Raw genomic sequence first — 19,733 nt, 5'->3', positions numbered from 1 at the left:
AGGTTCGGCCCGGCCGGCCGGTCCTTTCGATAGTGCGGTCATCAGTGTGGTCAGGGTGAAGAGCGTGCGTCGACCGGTGACGATCCGGCCACCGCAAGGTTACCGCGTGCCCATACATCGTCGCCGGTGCGTAGTCCACCCTCCGAAAGCTTCAACGCCCGGACCGGGCCGTGCGTTCCCGCGCCCCCGGTCGTCCGACGCTGCGACTTCACGTGCGGGCACACCCGTCGGCGTGGGTATCATTTCGCATGGCCACGCGGGATCCGCATGCCGTATCCGGTACCGAACCGACCCAGCTGCCCAGCTCCGAGACCACACAGGTCACGGGCGGGGAGACGAGCCGGTTCGAGCCCACCCGCGCAGCGGACCCCACCCGAGCCGCCGAGGCCGTGACCGATCCGATGACCCCCGGCGTTCCGGTCACCGTCGAGGAATTGCGGGCCGGCCGCCGGATCGACGACTTCGACCTGCTCACCAGCCTGGGCCGCGGCGCCTTCGGAAAGGTGTTCCTGGCCCGGCAGCTCTCGATGCAGCGTCTCGTTGCGGTGAAGATCTCCCCGGACCAGGGCAGCGAGGCGCAGACCCTCGCGCAGCTCGACCACGACTACATCGTCCGCGTGTTCGACCAGCGGATCCTCCCCGAACAGGGCCTCCGGTTGCTGTATATGCAGTACGTGCCGGGCGGGACGCTGCTGCACGTGCTGCACCGGGTGCGGCGCACACCGCCGGAGCGACGCGACGGTTCCCTGCTGCTCGACGTCATCGACGAGACCCTCGCGGAGAAGGGCGAGATCCGGCCAGCGGAATCGACCGTGCGCGGAGAACTCGAAACGCTGACGTGGCCGGAAACCGTGGCGTGGCTGGGGCGGCGGCTCGCGGAGTCGCTCGCCTACGCCGACAGGCGCGGGGTGCTGCACCGGGACGTCAAGCCAGCGAACGTGCTGCTCACCGCGGAAGGCGTCCCGAAGCTGGCCGATTTCAACATCAGCTACGCGGAGTCCGTGGGGGGCAGCTCCCCCGTCGCCTATCTCGGCGGCTCCCTGGCATACATGTCGCCCGAGCAGCTCGAGGCGTGCCATCCGGGAATGCCGGGAACTGCCGCGGACCTCGACACCCGCAGCGACATCTACGCCCTCGGGGTGATGCTGTGGGAGCTGCTGGCGGGAGTCCGCCCGGGAGATCCCGAGCAAGGGGAAGCCCTCGACACGAACACCCTCCCGGCGCTCGAAACGATGGTCCGGCGCCGGAGGGGCGGCCTCACCCCGGACATGATGGGCAGGCTGCCCGCGGATTGCCCGCAGACATTGCGGCGGGTACTCGCGAAATGCCTCGAACCGGCCCCGGCGGATCGCTGGTCGTCGGGGGCGGAACTGGCCCAGCAGTTCGACCTGTGTCTCGACCACCGTGCCCGCGACCTCGTCGATCCCCCGCCGGACAGCTGGCGAGCCCGGTTGCGCGGTCCCGTCGTGCCTGTCCTGGTCGCCGCGATCGGGATCCCCAACGCACTGGCGGCCCTCTACAACTTCCAGCACAACTCGTCGCTGATCATCGAAAAACTGCCGCCGGACGCGCGGCACGACTTCGAGGTCGTCTCGCTCGTCGCCAACGCAGCGTTGTTCCCGCTGGGCGCCCTGGTGATCGTGTACCTGGGTCGTCGGCTGATCACGGTGCCGCGCGGACTGCGGCGCGGACGTACCTACGATGCCGTCACTCTGGCCCGGACCAGACACGACGCACTGCTGTTCAGCGACCGGGTCGCGGCCGTCGTGATGAGCCTGTGGATCGCGTCCGGCATCGCGTTTCCCGTCGCGCTGAGCGTGATCACCGGGGAGATCGACACGCGCGCCGCCACACACTTCGTCACCTCGATGGCGGTGTGCGGCGCGATCGCCGTGGCGTACCCGTTTTTCTTCGTCGCCTTCTACACGGTGCGGTCGCTGTATCCGGCGGTCCTGCCGCACGGGTCCACCGACGCCACCGACGCCCGTGAACTCGAAGGCCTGCACCGCCGCAGCATCCGCTATCTCGCGGTCGCTGCGGCGGTTCCGCTCGCCGGTGTCGCCGGCGTGACGTTCCTGACCGCCTACGAGATCCCGCGCGTGTTGTTCGCGGTGCGGGTCCTGTCCGTCGGCAGCATCGCCGCATTCGTGCTGGTGTACTGGATGTTCCGTCTCATGGAGCAGGACCTCGCGGCACTGCGACGGACCGTTGCGGTGCATCCGGGCACCGACGCCCGTCAGCTCGAATAGACCTTCGGGTCGAGCGTGCCGATGTACGGAAGGTCGCGGTACCGCTCGTCGTAGTCGAGGCCGTAGCCGACGACGAACTCGTCCGGGATGTCGAAGCCGACGTCCGCGACGTGCACGTCGAGTTTGACGGCTTCGGGCTTGCGCAGCAGCGTCACCACGTCGAGCGACGCGGGGTTGCGCGCGGACAGGTTGCGGATCAGCCACGACAGCGTGAGCCCGGAGTCGATGATGTCCTCGACGATGAGCACATGACGGCCCGCGATGTCCTTGTCGAGGTCCTTGAGGATGCGCACCACGCCCGACGAGGACGTCGACGACCCGTACGAGCTGACCGCCATGAACTCCATCTGGGTCGGGATGGGCATGGCCCGGGCGAAGTCGGTCATGAAGAAGATCGCGCCCTTGAGCACGCCGATGAGCAGCAGATCGCCCTCGGGCGCACCCACCGGGTAACGCTTGGCAATGGACTCGGCCAGCTCGACCGTGCGTTCCTTGATCTGCTCCTCGGAAATCAGTACCGACGCAATGTCGCTCTCGTACACCGGGTTGTTCCTGCCCTTCCGTCAGTCGTCCGCACACCGCTGCTGGTCGACGAACACCACGTCCAGCCTGCCACGCCGACGCGACACGACCAACCTGATCCCCGGCCGCGGCCCCCGCCCGACCGCCACCGGCCCCTGGCCGCGCCAGCGTCCGATCAGATCGTCGACGGCCCGTAACGTCCGGTCCGTGGGCGCGGAGGCACCCTCGTCGGCGAGCCAGCGGCGCAGCGCACGACGCCGCACGGCGGGATGCACCGGCTCGAGCGACGCCACGTCCAGTCCGGCGCCGTCCCCCCGCGCGGCGGCCAGCGCCTGATCGGCGGCTGCGTCGAGCACCTCCCCGTCCTCGCGTAGTTGCGCCGCGGTCCGGGCCAGGGCCGGTGCGACTCCGCCACCGAGCACGTCGTCGAGCAACGGCAGCACTTCGGTGCGCAGCCGCACCCGCGTGAACCGCGGATCGCTGTTGTGCGCGTCCTCGTAGGGCTCGTATCCGAGTTCACCGCACGCCGCACGCGTGATCGAGCGCCGCACCCCGAGCAGCGGGCGGCCCCAGGGGTCGTCGAAATCGGCCATGCCGCGGATCGAGCGGGGCCCGGAGCCCCGGGCCAGTCCGAGCAGCACGGTTTCGGCCTGGTCGTCGAGGGTGTGTCCGAGCAGCACCGGCAGACCGTCGCGAGTGTCGTCGAGGGCCCGGTAGCGCACAGCCCGTGCGGCGGCCTCGAGTCCACCGGACCCGGTCACCTCCACCGAAACGACGTGCACCGACCCGCATCCGCGCGCACGGGCGAACTCCGCGGCCCGTGCCGCGACGACGTCGGATCCCGCCTGCAGCCCGTGATCGACGACAACTGCCCGCACCGAATCGGCCTCGGCGACCGCCGCGGCGGTGAGCGCGGCCGAGTCCGCACCGCCGGACAGCGCCACCGCGACCGACCGCGCTCCGTGGCGGCCCAGCCACGCGCGCACCGCCAGCCGGATCTCGTGGATCGCGGGGGTTTCCGGAAGCAGCCGCCGGCCTCGAGCGCCGCGAGCAGCCGGGTCCCGTTCCACCCCGATCAGCCCAGCACCCGGGCGATCCAGGCGTCCGGATCGTCGATCTCGGCGAGCGTGGGCATCGCGTCGGGCCCGGACCACACGGCGTTGAACTCGGCCATCCCGACACGATCGACGACGGTGTCGACGAACTTCTTGCCGTGCACGTACTGCGCCATCTTCGCGTCCACACCGAGCAGCGCACGGATCACCCGATGCACGGGATTGGAGCTGCGGCGCCGCCGGTTGTCGAAGGCGCGCCGGATACTGCCCACCGCGGGAACGACTCCGGGACCGACGGCGTCCATGACGTGATCGGCGTGACCTTCGAGAAGGGTGCCGAGCGCGAGCATCCGGTCGAGGGCGAGCTGCTGGGTTTCGGACTGGGTGGCTCGTAGCAGACCGAGAACACCGCGTTCGGACATCTGCTTCTCGTCGTTCCCGCGGCGGTCGCGGACGACGGCGACGACGCGGCCCACCAGTTCGGAGACGGGCTCGTCGGCGGCGGCACCGAGTTCGGCGGTGGCGGTACGCATCAGCTCCGCCATCCACGGCGCCTCCGCGAACTGCACCCGATGGGTGACCTCGTGCAGGCACACCCACAGGCGAAAGTCCGCGGTCGGGACCTTCAGTGCCCGTTCCACCGCGACGACGTTCGGGGCGACGAGCAGCAGGCTGCGCGAGAACGGGTCGTACTGGCCGAGAACCGCCGACGAGAGGTACGCGAGCATCGCGCCGGCCTGCATGCCCGCGGGTTTCCCCATCCAGGAGCCGCCGCCTTGTCCGCCGCCGGTCAGGTCCGCCATCGACACCGCCGCGGCCTGCACCCAGCCGGTCCGGTCCACGACCCGGGCGGGTGCGGGATCGGCGTGCCCGGCGCCGAGGCCGGTGAGTTCCCGCACCGGCTGCTCGGCTCGGTCGGCGGCCGCGGCGAGTTCGGCCACCACGGTGTCTGCGGTGTACCGGGACATCGCCGGCCCCGGCCGGGCCAGTCGCGCGCCGACGCCGGCCGCGAACGTCCAGTCGATGGCGTCCCCGATCGGGTGGTCGCGGTCGCTCATCGGCACCCGCATCCCCGGAGGGTCGCGGCGACGGCGTCCAGCGCAGGCCGGCTTTCGCCGGGCAGCCGGTCGTTGGACATCAGCGCGAACGACAGGACCCGCCCGTCGACGTCGACGACGGTTCCGACCAGCCCGCTCGCCTCCGAGAGGGTTCCGGTCTTCGCGCGCACCCAGCCGGCGCCGTCGCGGTTGGCGGACGCGTAGCGGTCGCTGAGGGTGCCGGTGGCGCCGGCGACCGGCAGGTAGTCGAGCATCGGACGCAGGCTGTCCTGCTCGCCACCGGCGGCGGACGCCATCACCGCATCGAGCAGCCGCGCGGGAATGCGATTGTCCACCGACAGCCCGCTCACGTCGTGCATGGTGACGTCGCCGACGTCGAAACCGGCGGTCGCGAGGGCGCGGAGCACGGAATCGACGGCCCCCGTGAACGACGCCGGGGAGCCCGACGCGACCGCGATCTCGCGGCCGATCGTCTCGGCGAGGACGTTGTCGGAGTGGTCCATCATCTGGCGGAGCCGGTCGCGCAGAAGCGCGGACTGCACCGATGCCAGCGGTGCGGCTCCGGGGGATGCGGTCCCGAAGGCGACGGTCGCCGGGTCGGCGCCGAGCGCCGCGGCGAGGGCGCGACCGGCGTCGAGGGCGGGCGTCGCGCTGCGCGGCGATTCGTCCTCACGCGGGTTCAGCCGGCCGCCGTCGAGCATCACCGGTTCGATCGGTGCGATATAGCCGCCCTCGACGTCCGACGGGGTCCATCCGGCGGCCATCGGATCGCCCATATAGCTGCCGGTGTCGACGAGCACCGTGTCGACGAGGGCCCCGGAACGTTGGATCTGCTGAACGAGATCCGCGATGCGCGGTGCGCCGGGGTAGAAACCGTCCGCACCGACCGGAACGGCGGTGAGAGTGGGGTCGCCGCCCGCGACCAGCACGATCTCGCCGGGTCGGCTGCCCTCGACGACCCGCGTGGTGATCCGGTGGTCGGGCGGCAACGACAGCAGCGCCGCCGCGGCGGTGAGCACCTTCGTCGTCGACGCCGGGATCATCGGGCGGTCGGGGTCCTGCGACCACAGGACCGTGCCGGTGGCTGTGTCGGTGACGGACCCGGTGAGGGTGCCGAGCGCGGGGTTCGCCACGGCCGTGGCGAGAATCGCGCCGAGAGCGGCCGCGGCGGGCGCCGGCGCGTCGGCGGGGGCGGGAGCTACCTGCGGGGTCGCGGTGACCGGGCCCGGGGCGGGGGTGATCGCGGCCTCGGCGTCGCTGCCGGTGATCTCGGTCAGCGCGAACGTACCGCCGACGACGAGTGCGAGGAACCCGGCGCACCAGATGCCGATCAGGATTCGGAGGCTGCGGCGGCGCCGCACCTCGAGCCCGCCGAGCTTCTTGTTCTTCTCCTGACCCGCCAACACGCCTCCGCTGCGTTCGAGACTCCCGCGCCCTGGTGGCCGCCCTCGTAGGTCCGGCACCTGCGTCCACCAGGGTAGCGCCGCGCCCGTTATCCTCTCTGCGGACCATCACCGCGGTCGCGGCAGGTGGAGCGACAGGCAATCACCGACGAAGTGAGGACACCGGCGTGGAGTTCGACGTCACCATCGAGATCCCCAAGGGACAGCGCAACAAGTACGAGGTCGATCACGAGACCGGCCGCGTGAAGCTGGACCGCTACCTCTACACATCGTTCGGTTACCCGGCCGACTACGGCTACATCGAGAACACCCTCGGCGAGGACGGCGATCCGCTGGACTGCCTGGTGCTGCTCCCCGAGTCGGTGTTCCCGGGCGTCATCGTCGAGGCCCGGCCCGTCGGCATGTTCAAGATGGTCGACGAGGCCGGTGGAGACGACAAGGTCCTCGCTGTGCCGGCCGGTGATCCGCGCTGGGATCACATCCAGGACATCTCCGACGTCCCGCAGTTCGAGCTCGACGCGATCAAGCACTTCTTCGTGCACTACAAGGATCTCGAGCCGGGCAAGCACGTCGAGGCCGCGGACTGGACCGGTCGCGCCGACGCCGAGGCCGAGGTCGAGGCGTCGATCGCGCGTCTGAAGGAGAACGGCGGCCACTGAGCCGTCCGGTTTCAACCCACTGTTATCCGAGCGAACGGTACATTCCGTCGGACTCCCCGACGGAATGTACCGTTCGCTCGTTTCGGGCCGAGCCCGAAAATCAGCGACCCCGGAAGTTCGGGGGGCGCTTCTCGAAGACGGCGGAGATGGCCTCGGTGAGGTCCTCGGAGGGCAGGAAGGCCGCGTTCCACGCCGCGACGTAGCGGAGGCTGTCGTCGACCTGCGGGGAGCGGGTGTGGTCCAGGACGTCCTTGATGCCGTGGACGACGAGCGGCGGGTTGCCTGCGATTTCGGCGGCGGTCGCGTGCGCGGCGGCGAGGGCGGCCTCTGCGTCGTCGAACACGTCGTTGACGAGTCCGATCTTCTCGGCGCGGGCCGCGTCGATGTCCTTGCCGGTGAGTGCGAGCTCACGGGTGTGGCCGTCGCCGACGATCAGCGGGAGGCGGGCGAGGCTGCCGACGTCGGCGACCATGCCGACCTTCACCTCGCGGACGCTGAACTTGGCGTCCGCCGACGCGTAGCGGATGTCGGCGGCGGTGATCAGGTCGACGCCGCCACCGATGCACCAGCCCTGCACGGCTGCGACGACGGGCTTGCGGCAGTCGGCGACCGCGGTGATCGCGGCCTGCATGCGCTTGACCATCGCGTGGAAGTCGGTGCGCGGTTTGGCGAGGGCCTTGTCGGCGAGAACCTTGCCGATGTCGCCGCTCATCGCGGGCAGGTCGAGGCCGAAGGAGAAGTGCTTGCCGGAGCCGGCGAGGACGACGGCGCGCACCTCGTCGTCGGTGTCGAGTGCGGCGAACAGTTCGGGCAGCTCGGACCAGAAGTCGGGTCCCATCGCGTTGCCCTTGCCCGGTCCGACGAGGGTCACGCGGGCGACGTGTGCCTCGACCTCGACGGTGAATGCTTTCCAGCTGGAATGATCGGTCATTACTCGAGAGTAATATCTTTGCCGACCGTTCACACGGAGCTCCACGTCACGTTCGCCGCGGAGCGGTGTTAAAGGCTCGAAAACTCCCGGTCACAGCTCTGGAAGCACGCCCGCGCAGGGTGGAAGCTTGATCCGACCGCAGCCCCGGGTTCCCGGGGCGGTCCGTCTCGGAGAGGAGCGCAGCCATGCTTCTGCATCAGGGAATCGGTCTCGGTGCGTTCAATGCCCTCAGTCGCCGCGGCGCCGTCCACGCGCTGTACGAGTGCTGCGCGTCGCTCGGGTGGGCGAACCCGGTCGCCGCCGGACGCCCCTATGCGAGCCACACCGAACTGTTCGCCCGCGCCGACGCGGTGCTCGTGACGCTGGACGAGACGGGAATCGCCGATGCCCTGGACTGCCATCCGATCGTCGGCGGCCGGCCGCGAAGCGCACATTCACGCGCCGACCACTCCTCGATGTGGGACGAGGATCCACAAACCATGGCGGCGATCGCGCAGTCGGCCCACGAGTACGAGCAACGGTTCGGATTCCGCTATCTGTGGTGTCCGGGCGGCCGCGGGCCGGACGAACTGCTCGCCGACCTCGTCCACCGTCTCGGCAACGACGTCGATGCCGAACGGAAGATCCGCACCGACGAGCTGGCGAAGGTCACCCGTACCCGCCTCGAACGCATGCTGGGACCGGAGGACGGCTTTCCGCTCTACTGATCCCCGCGCGGCGGGCCCGGTCCGCTCCTACATTGGAACCATGTCCGCGACACTGCATCCGAACGCCGTTCACGTGGCCGACACGCTCATCTCGCGCGGCCATCCAGGCTTGATCCTCACCCAGCCGGAGTCGGTGCACACGGCCGAGCAGGCGGCCGCGGCGCTGGGTGTCGACGTCGGTGCGATCGTGAAGTCACTGGTGTTCGAGCTCGACGGCGAACCGGTCCTGCTGCTGGTCTCCGGCGCCCACCGGGTCGACACGCGGCGTTGCGGCGAGCGCCTCGGGGGAACCCTGGTGCCGGCGTCGGCCGAGGTGGCGTCGGAGGTCACCGCACAACCGGTCGGCGGTGTCGCGCCGCTGGGGCATCCCACCAATCTGCCGACCTATGTCGATCGCGCGCTCGAGGCCCATCCGCAGTTGTGGGCGGCGGGCGGACACCCGAACACGATGTTCCGCACGACCTATCGGGAACTTCTGCGCATCACCGCCGGCATGGACGTGGAGATGGACTGACCGACCTGCGGTACCGGAACAGGGAGTGCTGCACTATAGTGTCACCGTGACTATCCGAGCGTGGAGCCGCAGGCATGTCGACCTGTGCCGTACCCGCTCGTGCCTGTGTGCGAACTGACGCCCACACTCATTCCATCTGATCATTCGCCCTGTCCCCCAGCTTCTTTCCGGGGGCAGCCTCTCCAGGGACGGCAATGCCCACTTCACATTCCCCTGTCGCCGACCGCGCCGACGCCACCGCCCCCGAATTCGCCCTGGGCGTCGGCAACGAGGAGTACCGCTCCGCGTTGCGCCGCCACCCGGCAGGCGTCACCATCGTCACGCTCGATTCCGGAGACGGCCCGGTCGGTTTCACCGCGACGTCGTTCTCCTCACTGTCTCTGAACCCACCGCTGGTGTCGTTCAACATCACTCACACATCGTCGAGCATCGACGCCGTGCACGCGGCGGACTCGCTCGTGGTGCACCTGCTGGGCGAGGACCAACGACATCTGGCACAGCGTTTCGCGCGCAGCGCCGACGAGCGCTTCGCAGACCGTTCGCTGTGGGGTCGTCTCGACACCGGCGAGCCTGCCCTCCACGACACGCCTGTTCGCCTGCGTCTTCTTGTGCACCAATTGATCCCGGTCGGGGACAGCACTCTGGTCGTCGGCCTCGTCGCCGATACGGCCATCACCGATACCGAGTCGCCGGCGGGTCCGTTGCTCTACCACGACGGCGTTTACCACCGGCCCACACCATTGGACACGACACCATGACCACAACTCCCGAACTCGTACTGGTCGTACAGCTTTCCAACACCGGCGTGCGTTCGTCGACGGATCTCGCCGCGCTCGCCGACGCGTTGCGCGAAACCGCACAGGATCTCGTGCCCGGAGTGAGCACGCACACGCTGCTGAGCTCCACACCGGTACCTTTGGTGATCGATCTGCCCGCCCGCGACGTGATTCTCGACAACTCACGAATTCTGCTCAGCCACACCGAATTCGACATCCTTTCCCGGCTGGTCCAGCGACCTCGCGTAGTCGTGTCCCGGACGACACTGCGGGAACTCGATCCCGCCGCAACGGATATCGATCAGCGACGAGGGCGCAGCGTCGACGTACACGTGTCCCGAATCCGTACGAAGCTGGGAAGATTCGGATCCATCATCACGACGGTGCGGGGAACCGGTTACCGTTTCGATCCCCATCCCGGCGTGCACATCGTCGAACCTCTGACCCGGCGTTCGGCCTGACGACACGGCGAATGGGGCGAGAGAATCCGTTCTCTCGCCCCATTCGGCTTTTCGAATCCGGACGGAACGTAGGAGGCTACGAGGCCCGGGTAAGCCCTCGGCCACCGGTTCCGAAGCGGCGCAGCACTTCCACGACGGACGGTGCGGTCACCGCGAGATCGCGGGACTCGAGCCACGGAAGCGTGCCGTCCACGATGTGCTCGACGGTGAACGGCGCCGCCAGCGGAACGAGGGTGACACCGTCCGCGACGCGTGTGGAGTGGATGTCGGCAATGAGACCCGCCAGGCCCTGTGGGGTGCCGACGTACGAGAGGGTGTCCGTCGCGCGCGGACTGTCCAACTGCGCGTATTGCTTTCGGGCGCTACGTGCCTCGGATGCCACGACCACCTCGAGATCGACCAGGACGGTGACGCTGTCGGGGTCGCGACCTTCGGCGACGAGTTCGGCGCGGACGCGATCGCGGGCCTTGCGGGTCTCGCGCAGATCGGTGGCGCGAATCCGCACGACATTCGGTTGCGACGCACTCAGATCGAGCGAATCCTCGCCCGATCGACCGGCGGTGAGATCGGCCCAGTAGTGCGGGCCGGACGGGCCGACGAGTTCGACGGCGACACGCAGCGGGCGGGTGGACGAAACGGCGTGAACGACATTGCTGTACGACATGTGGGTTCCTTCGAACTGCCGCAGGCGATCCCGCGGCGATGAGCTGTGGAGACGGGGGTGTCGTTCAGCTCGTACACATGCCGGAGGCGGTGCGGCACAGATCGACATGACGACGGCACCACGGTGCGACGACGTTCGATGCGGTCTGCGATGCCATGGGTAATACCCTACCGATCTTGTGGGAAATTGTCGATCGCGAGGGTCAGACGCACTCCGACGCGCCGGCACCCTCCACCGCGAGACCCGGGCGGGTCTCCGGCGACGGACCCCACAGGCCGTCGGTCTTGGCGTAGGTCCAGGACGGGCCGTGCTCGACGAGGCGACGGAGCGCACCGACCAGACGCTCGACGTCGTCGGACGAGCTACCCAGCCCCAGGGAAGCCCGCACCGCGCCTCCGGCGCGGCCCACACGGGCGAGCAACGGGTGCGCGCAGAAGCGTCCGTCGCGGACGCCGATGCCGTGCTCGGCAGACAGGTACGCCGCGATCTCCGCGGGTTCGTAACCGGCGACCGTGAACGTGACGATGCCGACGGAATCGCACGAGTCCTCCCAGAGGCGGAGCAGTTCGACCCCGTCGATTTCGTGCAGACCCGCGACCAGCAGCGCGCTCAGCTCCTCTTCGTGGCGGGCCACCGCGTCGGCGTCGAAACCGGCGAGCGCGTCGCAGGCCGCCGCGATCGCCGCGGCACCGAGCACGTTCGGCGAACCGGCCTCGTGACGCGCAGGGGCGCAGGCCCATTCGGTGTGGTCCAGGCGTACCTCACGCACCGCGCCGCCACCGGCGAGGTAGGGCTCGGCCACATCGAGCCAGTCGCGGCGGCCGACGAGGACGCCGGCACCGAACGGCGCGTACGTCTTATGGCCGGAGAACGCGAGATAGTCGACTCCGGTTGCGGCGAGGTCGATCCGGCGATGCGGCACCAACTGCGCGCCGTCGACCAGGATGCGCGCCCCGCACTCGTGCGCGAGGTCGGTCAGTTCCCCGATGGGCAGCAGCTCACCGGTGACGTTCGAGGCTCCGGTGATCGCGAGCAGCGCGGCCGGCGCCCGGCGCAGTTCCGCGGCGAGCCGCTCGATCGTCCCGGCGACCGTGTCGGCCGCCTCCACGATGCGGGAGTTCCTCCACGGCAACAGATTCGCGTGATGCTCGATGTCGAGCAGGACGACCTCACCCGGCACCGCGGTCGCGAGCAGGTTCAGCGAATCGGTGGTGTTGCGGGTGAACACGACGACCTGGTCGTCGGCGGCACCGACGAATCCGGAGACCACGGCCCGGCACTTCTCGTAGGCATCGGTGGTGACCCGCGAGGCGTAGCCGGCACCGCGGTGCACGCTGGCGTAGAAGGGCAGCAGTTCGGCGATGCGGTCGGTGACGGCGGCCAGGGCCGGAGCACTCGCGGCGTAGTCGAAGTTGACGTACGTGCAGGTGCCGCCCTGGACGAGCGGAACCTGCAGGTCACAGCCGGACACGCGAGCGATGGGCGCGATGCAGGTGGCGGTCGATGCAACAGTCATGATTAGTCCCTTGTCCGTTCAGGGACCCGTCGGTGATCGCCACGACGATGTTCGATCGCCGGCGGAGTCCGCGCTTGCTGCGTCCGGTTTTCGGATCCGCAGCCAGGTCGTCACCCGGAGCACCCCACCGCGGTGGAGGGTTGCCGACCAGCGAGCCGGGGCTTGATGCTGGTACTCGTGACCTGCGGAAGAGGATGACAGCACGCCGCCGGAGTTGTCAAACCGAAACACGCCGTGCGCGGTCGGCAGGCGAAGACCCGGTGGCCCGGAGGACAATCGATCGAAGCGACCGTCCGGTCGGCAGGGAGTTCACCTGCCGTCCACCTGGTCGTGAGACAACCGGCCGAACGCATCATCGACACCAGAGAAGGACACGCAGATTGTCTGTCCAGCCCACGACGGATCCGGGTCGGCCCGCTCGAGTACCGGACGAGTACCTGCGTTCGTCGTTCGCGCCCGCCCCTCGGACCCTCGTCGACATCCTGCGCAGTACCGCCGACGCGCATCCCGACGTCCCCGCGATCGACGACGGCAAGGTCACGCTCAGCTACTCGGAACTAGCCGAGGAGATCATCGCGGGCGCCTACCGCCTGACCGACGCCGGAGTCGGCGCCGGCGACCGGGTCGGGGTGCGCATGCCGTCCGGTACCAAGGACCTGTACATCACGATCCTGTCGGTGCTCGCCGCGGGCGCGGCGTACGTCCCCGTCGACGCGGACGACCCGGACGAACGAGCCGAGCTGGTGTTCGGGGAGGCGGACGTCACCGCGATCGTCACGGAGGCGGGGATCGGCCCGGGCACCGCGCCGGCGTCCGCCGATCCGCAGGTGCGCGGACCACGGCTCGGCGACGACGCCTGGATCATCTTCACCTCGGGGTCGACGGGCACCCCGAAGGGCGTCGCCGTCACGCACCGCAACGCCGCCGCGTTCGTCGACGCCGAAGCGCGGATGTTCCTGCAGGACAACCCGATCGGACCCGGAGACCGGGTGCTCGCCGGCCTGTCGGTGGCGTTCGACGCGTCCTGTGAGGAGATGTGGCTGGCGTGGCGGCACGGAGCGTGCCTGGTGCCCGCTCCCCGATCGCTGGTGCGTTCCGGCATGGATCTGGGTCCGTGGCTGGTCTCACGCGACATCACCGTCGTCTCCACGGTGCCGACGCTCGCGGCGATGTGGCCCGCCGAGGCACTCGAAGCGGTGCGGCTGCTCATCTTCGGCGGGGAGGCCTGTCCCCCCGACCTCGCCGAACGGCTCGCCGTGCCCGAGCGGGAAGTGTGGAACACGTACGGCCCCACCGAAGCGACCGTCGTCGCGTGCGCCGCCCCGATGGACGGCCTCGGTCCCATCCGCATCGGCCTGCCTCTCGACGGCTGGGACCTCGCGGTCGTCGACGCCGACGGTGTACCCGTCGAAGAGGGCGCGACCGGCGAACTCGTCATCGGCGGAGTCGGCCTCGCCCGCTACCTCGACCCCGCCAAGGACGCGGAGAAGTACGCGCCGATGCCGACGCTCGGCTGGGAGCGCGCCTACCGCAGCGGCGACCTGGTGACACTCGATCGTCGTGGCCTGCTCTTCCAGGGACGCGCCGACGACCAGGTCAAGATCGGCGGGCGGCGCATCGAACTCGGCGAGATCGACAACGCCCTGCAGAACCTGCCGGGCGTCGCGGGTGGCGCGTGCGCCGTGCGCAAGACCGCGGCCGGACACGCGATGCTCATCGGCTACATCGCCAGCACCGACCCGGACTTCGATGTCGCCTCCGCCCGCGACCTGCTCACCGAGCAGCTCCCCGCGGCGATGGTTCCGCGGCTCGCGCTCGTCGACGAACTCCCCACCCGCACGTCCGGCAAGGTCGACCGGGCCGCGCTGCCGTGGCCGCTGCCCGGCACCGACGCGGACTCCGCCGAAGCACTCGGACTCGACCCCACCGCCGAATGGGTCGCGAGCCTGTGGATGTCGCTGCTCGGCGCTCGCGTCGAAGGGCTCGACGACGACTTCTTCGAACTCGGCGGCGGCTCGCTGTCGGCAGCCCAGCTGGTGACAGCCCTTCGCGAACGCTATCCGGAGATGACCGTCGCGGAGCTGTACGACCATCCGCGGCTGGGTTCGCTCGCCCTGTACCTCGACGAGCTCGCCCCGACCGAGACCGTCACTCCGCGCAAGGTCGAACCGACGCCGCGGTCCGCGCAGCTGGCCCAGATCGCCGCGACCGTCCCGCTGGCCACCTTGACCGGCATGCAGTGGGTGACGTGGCTGGCCGTGCTCAACAACGTGCTCGCGACCGTCGTCTCGGTGCCGTGGACCGTCACCCTGTCGTGGTGGTGGACCGCGCTCGGCGTGCTGCTGTTCATCACCCCACTCGGCCGCATGACGATCGCGGTCGCCGGTGCCCGGGTGCTGCTGCGCGGGGTGAAACCCGGCACCTACCGTCGCGGCGGCTCCGTGCATCTCCGGCTGTGGACGTCGCTGCGGCTGGTCGAGGCGAGCGGCGCGGCGAATCTGTCCGGTGCGCCGTGGATGCTCTACTACGCCCGGGCGCTCGGCGCGAAGATCGGGCGCGGCGTCGATCTGCACAGCCTGCCCCCGGTGACCGGCATGCTCGAACTCGGCGACGGCTGCTCGATCGAACCCGAGGTCGACCTGTCCGGCCACTGGGTCGACGGCGACGTGGTGCACATCGGCACGATCCGGATCGGGGCCGGCGCCTCGGTCGGCGCCCGGTCCACTCTCAATCCCGGCTGCAAGATCGGCAAGAACGCCGTGGTCGAAGCGGGCTCGGCAGTGTTCGGGCGGGTCAAGGCCGGACAGCAGTGGGCCGGCTCGCCCGCCGTGAAGGTCGGGCGCGCCGCCCATCCCTGGCCCGCCGAACCGCCGCGCCGCGCGCCGGGATGGGTGCCGGTGTTCGGTGCGAGCTCGGTGATGATCGCCGGGCTGCCCCTCGTCGCGATCGGTTCGGGCGTCGCCCTGATCGGCTGGTGGGTCAGCGACACCGCCACCCTGCCCGACGCCGTCGTCCGGTCCCTCGTGATGCTGCCCGCCGCCGGCGTGCTCACGATGTTCGTGTTCGCGCTGCTCACGGTCGCGTCGGTGCGGCTGCTGTCCATCGGCATGGTCGAGGGCTGGCACCCGGTGCGCAGCCGTGTCGGCTGGCAGGTCTGGGCCACCGAACGGCTCATGGACTCGTCACGCACCTTCCTGTTCCCGCTGTACGCCTCGATGCTCACCCCGATCTGGCTGCGGCTGCTCGGCGCCGACATCGGCAAGGACGTCGAAGCGTCGACCGTGCTGATGGTCCCCAAGTTCACGAAGGTCGCCGACGGTGCGTTCCTCGCCGACGACACCATGGTCGCGTCCTACGAGCTCGGTGGCGGCTGGCTGTTCATCTCGCACGCGAAGGTCGGCAAACGCGCGTTCCTCGGCAATTCGGGTATGGCCGCGCCTGGACGCCGGGTCCCGAAGCACGGTCTCGTCGCGGTGCTGTCCGCGGCACCGACGAAGGCCAAGTCCGGTTCGTCGTGGCTGGGCAGCCCCCCGGTCCGATTGCGCCGTTCTGCCGGCGACTCCGATTCGAGCCGCACGTTCGCTCCCCCGCTGAAGCTGAAGGTCGCGCGGGGAGTCGTCGAAACATTCCGGCTCGTCCCGATGATGGTGACGTTCGGGATCGGGCTCGGTGTGCTGTTCGCGTTGAACGCACTCGCGGCCGCGGGTGGCTATCCGCTCGCCCTGGTGCTCGGCGGTGTCGTCCTCATGATCGCCGGCGCGGTCGCGTGCATCGTCACGGTGGCGGCGAAATGGTCGGTCGTCGGGCGGATCGGCCGCGTGGAGCATCCGCTGTGGAGTTCGTTCGTGTGGCGGAACGAGGTGTCCGACACGTTCGTCGAGATGGTCGCCGCGCCCTGGTTCGCGCGCCCCGCGACGGGAACCGTCGTGATGAATCTGTGGCTGCGGGCGCTCGGCGCGCACATCGGCCGCGGCGTGTGGTGCGAAAGCTACTGGCTGCCGGAGGCGGATCTGGTGACGCTCGAGGACGGCGCGACGGTGGAACGGGGGTGCGTGGTGCAGACGCACCTGTTCCATGATCGGATCATGTCCATGGACACCGTGACGATCGAGAACGGAGCCACCCTCGGGCCGCAGTGCGTTGCGCTGCCGGCGTCGGGCATCGGCGCCGGGGCCACCGTCGGCCCGGCCTCCCTTGTGATGCGCGGAGATGTCGTTCCCGCATCGACCCGCTGGCAGGGCAATCCCATCGCCCCGTGGACGACGCCCGGAGATTGGTCGCCGCGATGAAGTCCGTCAAGGCAGCCAAGCCGGTTGCTCCCGTGGGAACGGACCGTCCGCTCGACCCGTACCTGCCGACGAGCGGCAACCGCGGGTACCGCGTGTCCCGATACGAATTGGAGCTGAACTACAAGGTCGCGTCGAACCGCCTCGCAGGCCGGGCCACGATCATCGCCACCGCAACGGACGTGCGTGGCAAGTACGCGCTCGATCTCGTCGACACGATGCGAGTGTCGAAGGTGTCGGTCAACGGTGCCCGGCCGGCGAAGTACACGCACCGTGACGGCAAGCTGACCGTGACACCCGCACAGAAGATTCCGGCGGGCGCGGTGCTCACCGTCACCGTGAACTATTCGGGGACGCCCACGCCCCGCCACTCGATGTGGGGGGAGGTCGGCTGGGAGGAACTCGAGGAAGGCTCGCTCGTCGCCAGCCAGCCGAACGGTGCCCCCTCGTGGTTCCCGTGCGACGACCATCCCGGATCGAAGGCGACGTACCGGATCACCCTGACCACCGACTCGCCGTTCCATGCCGTCGCGAACGGCACCCTGCTGCGGAAAACCACGAAGGCCAGCCAGACGACGTGGGTGTACGAGCAGCCCGAACCGATGTCGACGTACCTGGCGACCGTGCAGATCGGGCACTACGAGGCCCGCAAGGTGTCCTCGTCCCCGGTTCCGCTGATCGCGGTGCACCCGCCGCGGCTGCGGGCCGGATTCGACATCGATTTCGGGCGCCAACCGCAGATGATGGACGTCTTCCGGAACCTGTTCGGCCCGTATCCGTTCGCGCACTACACCGTCGTGGTGACCGACGACGACCTCGAGATTCCGCTCGAGGCCCAGGGACTGTCGATATTCGGCGCCAACCACTGCGACGGCCGCAGGCGCGAGGAGCGGCTCGTCGCACACGAGCTGGCGCACCAGTGGTTCGGCAACAGCCTGACTCTCGAGCGCTGGCGGGACATCTGGCTGCACGAGGGTTTCGCCTGCTACGCCGAGTGGCTGTGGGCGGAGAACTCGGGGGGACCGTCGGCGCAGGCTCTCGCTGCCGAGGCGCACCGCGGCCTTGCCCGCAAACCACAGGACATCCTGCTGGGCGATCCGGGGCCGAAGGACATGTTCGACGACCGGATCTACAAGCGCGGCGCGCTCACCCTGCACACGCTCCGCCGGCATCTGGGCGACGACAGGTTCTTCGCTCTGCTCCGCACCTGGACCGCGGAGCATCGGCACTCGAACGTGACGACCGAGCAGTTCATCGGTCTCGCAGCGCGTTTCACCGACACACCGCTGCGGTCGCTGTGGGACACCTGGCTGTACGACCGCGCGCTGCCCCCGTTCCCCGGCCTCTGACGGTTCCACCCGGCATCCCGGAAACGGGTCGGGCCGGGCACCGCGTCAGGGCAGCACCACGTCCGAGGCGGGCCAGCGGCCGTCGACGAGTTCCATCGTCATCACGACCCGGCTGCGATCGAGTCGCGACTCGGGCGACACAGTGTTGGTGACGGTCTGGTCGACGAACAGCACCACCTCGACCTTCGTCGTGGTCGCGGATTTGACGCCGGTCTCGATCACCACGCCCTCGGCGGTCGCCTTGTTGTCGACGAGCAGCTGGCGGAGTTGTTCGCTCGACTGCGCGTACATGTCCTTGAACTGGCCGGTGGCGCCGTCCGGCACGGCATCGAAATTCGCGTCGAGGTCGTCGGAGCTGACGCTGGTCAGCACGACCGCGTACTGCCGTGCCGCATCGAGGGCTGCCGCGGATGCATTGTCGACTGCGTTGACCTGCTGCAACTTCCATCCGAGGACTGCGGCGGCGGTGACCGCCACGACCGCAGCCACCGCAAGTCCGATGCGTCCGCGGCCGGTGTCCGCCGCAGGACCCTCGACCTCCGGGTTCTCGCCCGAAGACCCAGCGCGCACTGCCCACCGACGGTTTCCAGCGCCGCGACGGGATGACGGCGGAGTAGCCGCACATCCAGTCGTCGATCTCGGCGGTCGCGGTGGACTTCCGCTCGGTCTGACGGCGGCCGGGGTGCCGATGCCGTCGACGGGATGACGCAGATCCCCGCCCCTCGCCCAAGGATCCCCATGGTGGTGCCCTTTCGTGGTCGGTCGGCCGTGTGATCAGTCGGCGGGAGTGAAGTCGGCGTGGAGTTCGGCGATGCCACGCAGGCATATATGTCGGTTCGTACCGGTAGGTGCGCTGCCCGGCCGGTCTGTGCTGGGCCTCCCGCCGGCGTCGCACTGACCATGGAGTTCATTGCACTGTCCCGTCACCGGCCGGCGCTGCGCGCTCAAATCGCCGAATACTCAGAACAATTCAGATACGAACAGGCCGACGCCTGACTTGGCTCACTTGGTGACCGAGCTCGACGCCGGTGTGGGCCGATCCGATGTGCTTGACGATCCCCTGCCGGCCGCCCACGTATCGGGCGACCTGTACGGCTGTGGCTCCGGACTCGGTCCGGATCCGGTCCTTGCCTCTCGGTCGTCGACCAAGGAGCGGGGGCAAGGTGGAGTCCCCGCAGCGAAGCGAGGAGAACCGACCTTGCCGCCCGACGGGTCGAGGACCACACTCGCCGACCGGACACGCCAGCGGGGAATCGGCTTCTTCCAGGTCTCGAGCACAGCCAATGACCAACACCAGCCGGCGAGTTCGCGAGCGATCGCGGTATTGGCCACCGCGGGGCGTTTGCGACGGACGTCGAACCCGACCCACCGATCGTGCAGCCGCCGATTTGCCTGCTGTCCACGAGCCCGCGCCGCCGGAGACGCCTTGTCCCAGCGGCGCCGCAGGGTCACTCCCGGCAGATACCGAGGTCGGTGATGCCACGCCGCCTCGATCAGTAGCCGCCGAGCACGACCATTCCCGGTCTTGGTGATCGACCCCTGCGATCGCATCGAACCGGACGAATGCTCCGTGGGCACCAACC

General features: G+C 69.4%; 16 protein-coding genes, 1 pseudogene and 1 riboswitch. Of the genes and pseudogenes, 8 read left to right on the top strand and 9 right to left on the bottom strand.

Translation table 11 applies throughout. From position 1 onward, the window contains the following. Positions 1 to 248 precede the first annotated feature (248 nt). Positions 249 to 2,249: a serine/threonine-protein kinase gene (locus tag RZ1_RS03745; protein WP_083583513.1), complete on the top strand. Its 2,001-nt coding sequence runs from the start codon at positions 249 to 251 to the stop codon at positions 2,247 to 2,249. On the opposite strand, the gene hpt is transcribed toward RZ1_RS03745, so the two are convergent. From hpt to dacB, 4 genes are read right to left on the bottom strand one after another with little or no spacing between them, the layout of a single operon-like run. Then, a complete protein-coding gene (gene hpt, locus RZ1_RS03740; protein WP_072809368.1) occupies positions 2,237 to 2,791 on the bottom strand; it encodes a hypoxanthine phosphoribosyltransferase in 555 nt (184 codons plus the stop codon). The genes RZ1_RS03745 and hpt overlap by 13 nt on opposite strands. Positions 2,792 to 2,812: 21 nt before the next feature. Continuing rightward, positions 2,813 to 3,841 carry a tRNA lysidine(34) synthetase TilS gene (gene tilS, locus RZ1_RS03735; RefSeq protein WP_072809366.1) on the bottom strand — a complete coding sequence of 343 codons (1,029 nt, stop codon included), beginning with the start codon at positions 3,839 to 3,841 and terminating at the stop codon, positions 2,813 to 2,815. Positions 3,842 to 3,846: 5 nt separating this feature from the next. After that, positions 3,847 to 4,884: an Rv3626c family coenzyme F420 biosynthesis-associated protein gene (locus RZ1_RS03730; RefSeq protein ID WP_072809432.1), complete on the bottom strand. Its 1,038-nt coding sequence runs from the start codon at positions 4,882 to 4,884 to the stop codon at positions 3,847 to 3,849. After that, positions 4,881 to 6,290: a D-alanyl-D-alanine carboxypeptidase/D-alanyl-D-alanine endopeptidase gene (dacB, locus tag RZ1_RS03725; RefSeq protein ID WP_072809365.1), complete on the bottom strand. Its 1,410-nt coding sequence runs from the start codon at positions 6,288 to 6,290 to the stop codon at positions 4,881 to 4,883. Before dacB ends, RZ1_RS03730 begins: the two co-directional genes overlap by 4 nt. A gap of 164 nt (positions 6,291 to 6,454) precedes the next feature. Here dacB and RZ1_RS03720 point away from each other — a divergent pair, with 164 nt between their 5' ends. Next, complete coding sequence (locus RZ1_RS03720; protein WP_072809363.1) at positions 6,455 to 6,946, top strand: inorganic diphosphatase; 492 nt, start codon at positions 6,455 to 6,457, stop codon at positions 6,944 to 6,946. A gap of 100 nt (positions 6,947 to 7,046) precedes the next feature. On the opposite strand, the gene RZ1_RS03715 is transcribed toward RZ1_RS03720, so the two are convergent. Then, positions 7,047 to 7,877: a crotonase/enoyl-CoA hydratase family protein gene (locus RZ1_RS03715; RefSeq protein ID WP_072809362.1), complete on the bottom strand. Its 831-nt coding sequence runs from the start codon at positions 7,875 to 7,877 to the stop codon at positions 7,047 to 7,049. 185 nt (positions 7,878 to 8,062) lie between these two features. Between RZ1_RS03715 and RZ1_RS03710 the strand changes: the two genes are divergently transcribed. From RZ1_RS03710 to RZ1_RS03695, 4 genes are all read left to right on the top strand, one after another. After that, on the top strand, positions 8,063 to 8,584 hold the full coding sequence (locus RZ1_RS03710; RefSeq protein WP_072809360.1) for a 2-oxo-4-hydroxy-4-carboxy-5-ureidoimidazoline decarboxylase: 522 nt from the start codon (positions 8,063 to 8,065) through the stop codon (positions 8,582 to 8,584). A gap of 40 nt (positions 8,585 to 8,624) precedes the next feature. Next, positions 8,625 to 9,098, top strand: coding sequence for a YbaK/EbsC family protein (locus tag RZ1_RS03705; RefSeq protein WP_072809357.1), 474 nt, complete (start codon positions 8,625 to 8,627; stop codon positions 9,096 to 9,098). A 194-nt stretch (positions 9,099 to 9,292) separates the two neighbouring features. Further along, complete coding sequence (locus RZ1_RS03700; protein WP_072809355.1) at positions 9,293 to 9,856, top strand: flavin reductase family protein; 564 nt, start codon at positions 9,293 to 9,295, stop codon at positions 9,854 to 9,856. Further along, the gene (locus RZ1_RS03695; protein ID WP_072809354.1) at positions 9,853 to 10,335 is read left to right on the top strand and encodes a winged helix-turn-helix domain-containing protein; all 483 of its coding nucleotides are present in this window, start codon (positions 9,853 to 9,855) and stop codon (positions 10,333 to 10,335) included. The genes RZ1_RS03700 and RZ1_RS03695 overlap by 4 nt, the downstream gene beginning before the upstream one ends. Before the next feature lie 76 nt (positions 10,336 to 10,411). On the opposite strand, the gene RZ1_RS31150 is transcribed toward RZ1_RS03695, so the two are convergent. Both RZ1_RS31150 and RZ1_RS03685 read right to left on the bottom strand, forming a co-directional pair. Beyond that, positions 10,412 to 10,999, bottom strand: a complete 588-nt coding sequence (locus RZ1_RS31150) for a hypothetical protein (protein WP_072809353.1) — start codon at positions 10,997 to 10,999, stop codon at positions 10,412 to 10,414. Positions 11,000 to 11,201: 202 nt separating this feature from the next. Next, positions 11,202 to 12,515, bottom strand: a complete 1,314-nt coding sequence (locus tag RZ1_RS03685; protein ID WP_072809351.1) for an aminotransferase class V-fold PLP-dependent enzyme — start codon at positions 12,513 to 12,515, stop codon at positions 11,202 to 11,204. Between the two features lie 65 nt (positions 12,516 to 12,580). Then, a riboswitch (SAM riboswitch) is annotated at positions 12,581 to 12,698 on the bottom strand. A 197-nt stretch (positions 12,699 to 12,895) separates the two neighbouring features. Between RZ1_RS03685 and RZ1_RS03680 the strand changes: the two genes are divergently transcribed. Next, a complete protein-coding gene (locus RZ1_RS03680) occupies positions 12,896 to 16,804 on the top strand; it encodes a Pls/PosA family non-ribosomal peptide synthetase (RefSeq protein WP_072809350.1) in 3,909 nt (1,302 codons plus the stop codon). Continuing rightward, positions 16,801 to 18,150 carry a M1 family metallopeptidase gene (locus RZ1_RS03675; RefSeq protein ID WP_072809430.1) on the top strand — a complete coding sequence of 450 codons (1,350 nt, stop codon included), beginning with the start codon at positions 16,801 to 16,803 and terminating at the stop codon, positions 18,148 to 18,150. Before RZ1_RS03680 ends, RZ1_RS03675 begins: the two co-directional genes overlap by 4 nt. A gap of 45 nt (positions 18,151 to 18,195) precedes the next feature. On the opposite strand, the gene RZ1_RS03670 is transcribed toward RZ1_RS03675, so the two are convergent. Together RZ1_RS03670 and RZ1_RS31145 are read right to left on the bottom strand one after the other, a co-directional pair. Then, a complete protein-coding gene (locus tag RZ1_RS03670; protein ID WP_072809349.1) occupies positions 18,196 to 18,720 on the bottom strand; it encodes an Rv1363c family protein in 525 nt (174 codons plus the stop codon). Positions 18,721 to 19,620: 900 nt separating this feature from the next. Next, positions 19,621 to 19,733 (bottom strand): annotated as a pseudogene (locus tag RZ1_RS31145) (transposase); the annotation flags it as partial.

Origin of the sequence: Rhodococcus zopfii NBRC 100606 = JCM 9919 (assembly GCF_001895025.1) — a bacterium.
GTDB classification, from domain to species: domain Bacteria; phylum Actinomycetota; class Actinomycetes; order Mycobacteriales; family Mycobacteriaceae; genus Rhodococcus; species Rhodococcus zopfii.
The sequence above is the reverse complement of the archived record's forward strand: the minus strand, read 5'-3'. Positions and strand labels throughout refer to the sequence as shown.

What these genes read in the sequence shown, in the direction of transcription:
- RZ1_RS03745 (WP_083583513.1), top strand. Translation starts at nt 249, where the DNA reads ATGGCCACGCGGGATCCGCATGCCGTATCCGGTACCGAACCGACCCAG.
- RZ1_RS03730 (WP_072809432.1), bottom strand. Translation starts at nt 4,884, where the DNA reads ATGAGCGACCGCGACCACCCGATCGGGGACGCCATCGACTGGACGTTC.
- RZ1_RS03715 (WP_072809362.1), bottom strand. Translation starts at nt 7,877, where the DNA reads ATGACCGATCATTCCAGCTGGAAAGCATTCACCGTCGAGGTCGAGGCA.
- RZ1_RS03710 (WP_072809360.1), top strand. Translation starts at nt 8,063, where the DNA reads ATGCTTCTGCATCAGGGAATCGGTCTCGGTGCGTTCAATGCCCTCAGT.
- RZ1_RS03705 (WP_072809357.1), top strand. Translation starts at nt 8,625, where the DNA reads ATGTCCGCGACACTGCATCCGAACGCCGTTCACGTGGCCGACACGCTC.
- RZ1_RS03700 (WP_072809355.1), top strand. Translation starts at nt 9,293, where the DNA reads ATGCCCACTTCACATTCCCCTGTCGCCGACCGCGCCGACGCCACCGCC.
- RZ1_RS03695 (WP_072809354.1), top strand. Translation starts at nt 9,853, where the DNA reads ATGACCACAACTCCCGAACTCGTACTGGTCGTACAGCTTTCCAACACC.
- RZ1_RS31150 (WP_072809353.1), bottom strand. Translation starts at nt 10,999, where the DNA reads ATGTCGTACAGCAATGTCGTTCACGCCGTTTCGTCCACCCGCCCGCTG.
- RZ1_RS03685 (WP_072809351.1), bottom strand. Translation starts at nt 12,515, where the DNA reads ATGACTGTTGCATCGACCGCCACCTGCATCGCGCCCATCGCTCGCGTG.
- RZ1_RS03675 (WP_072809430.1), top strand. Translation starts at nt 16,801, where the DNA reads ATGAAGTCCGTCAAGGCAGCCAAGCCGGTTGCTCCCGTGGGAACGGAC.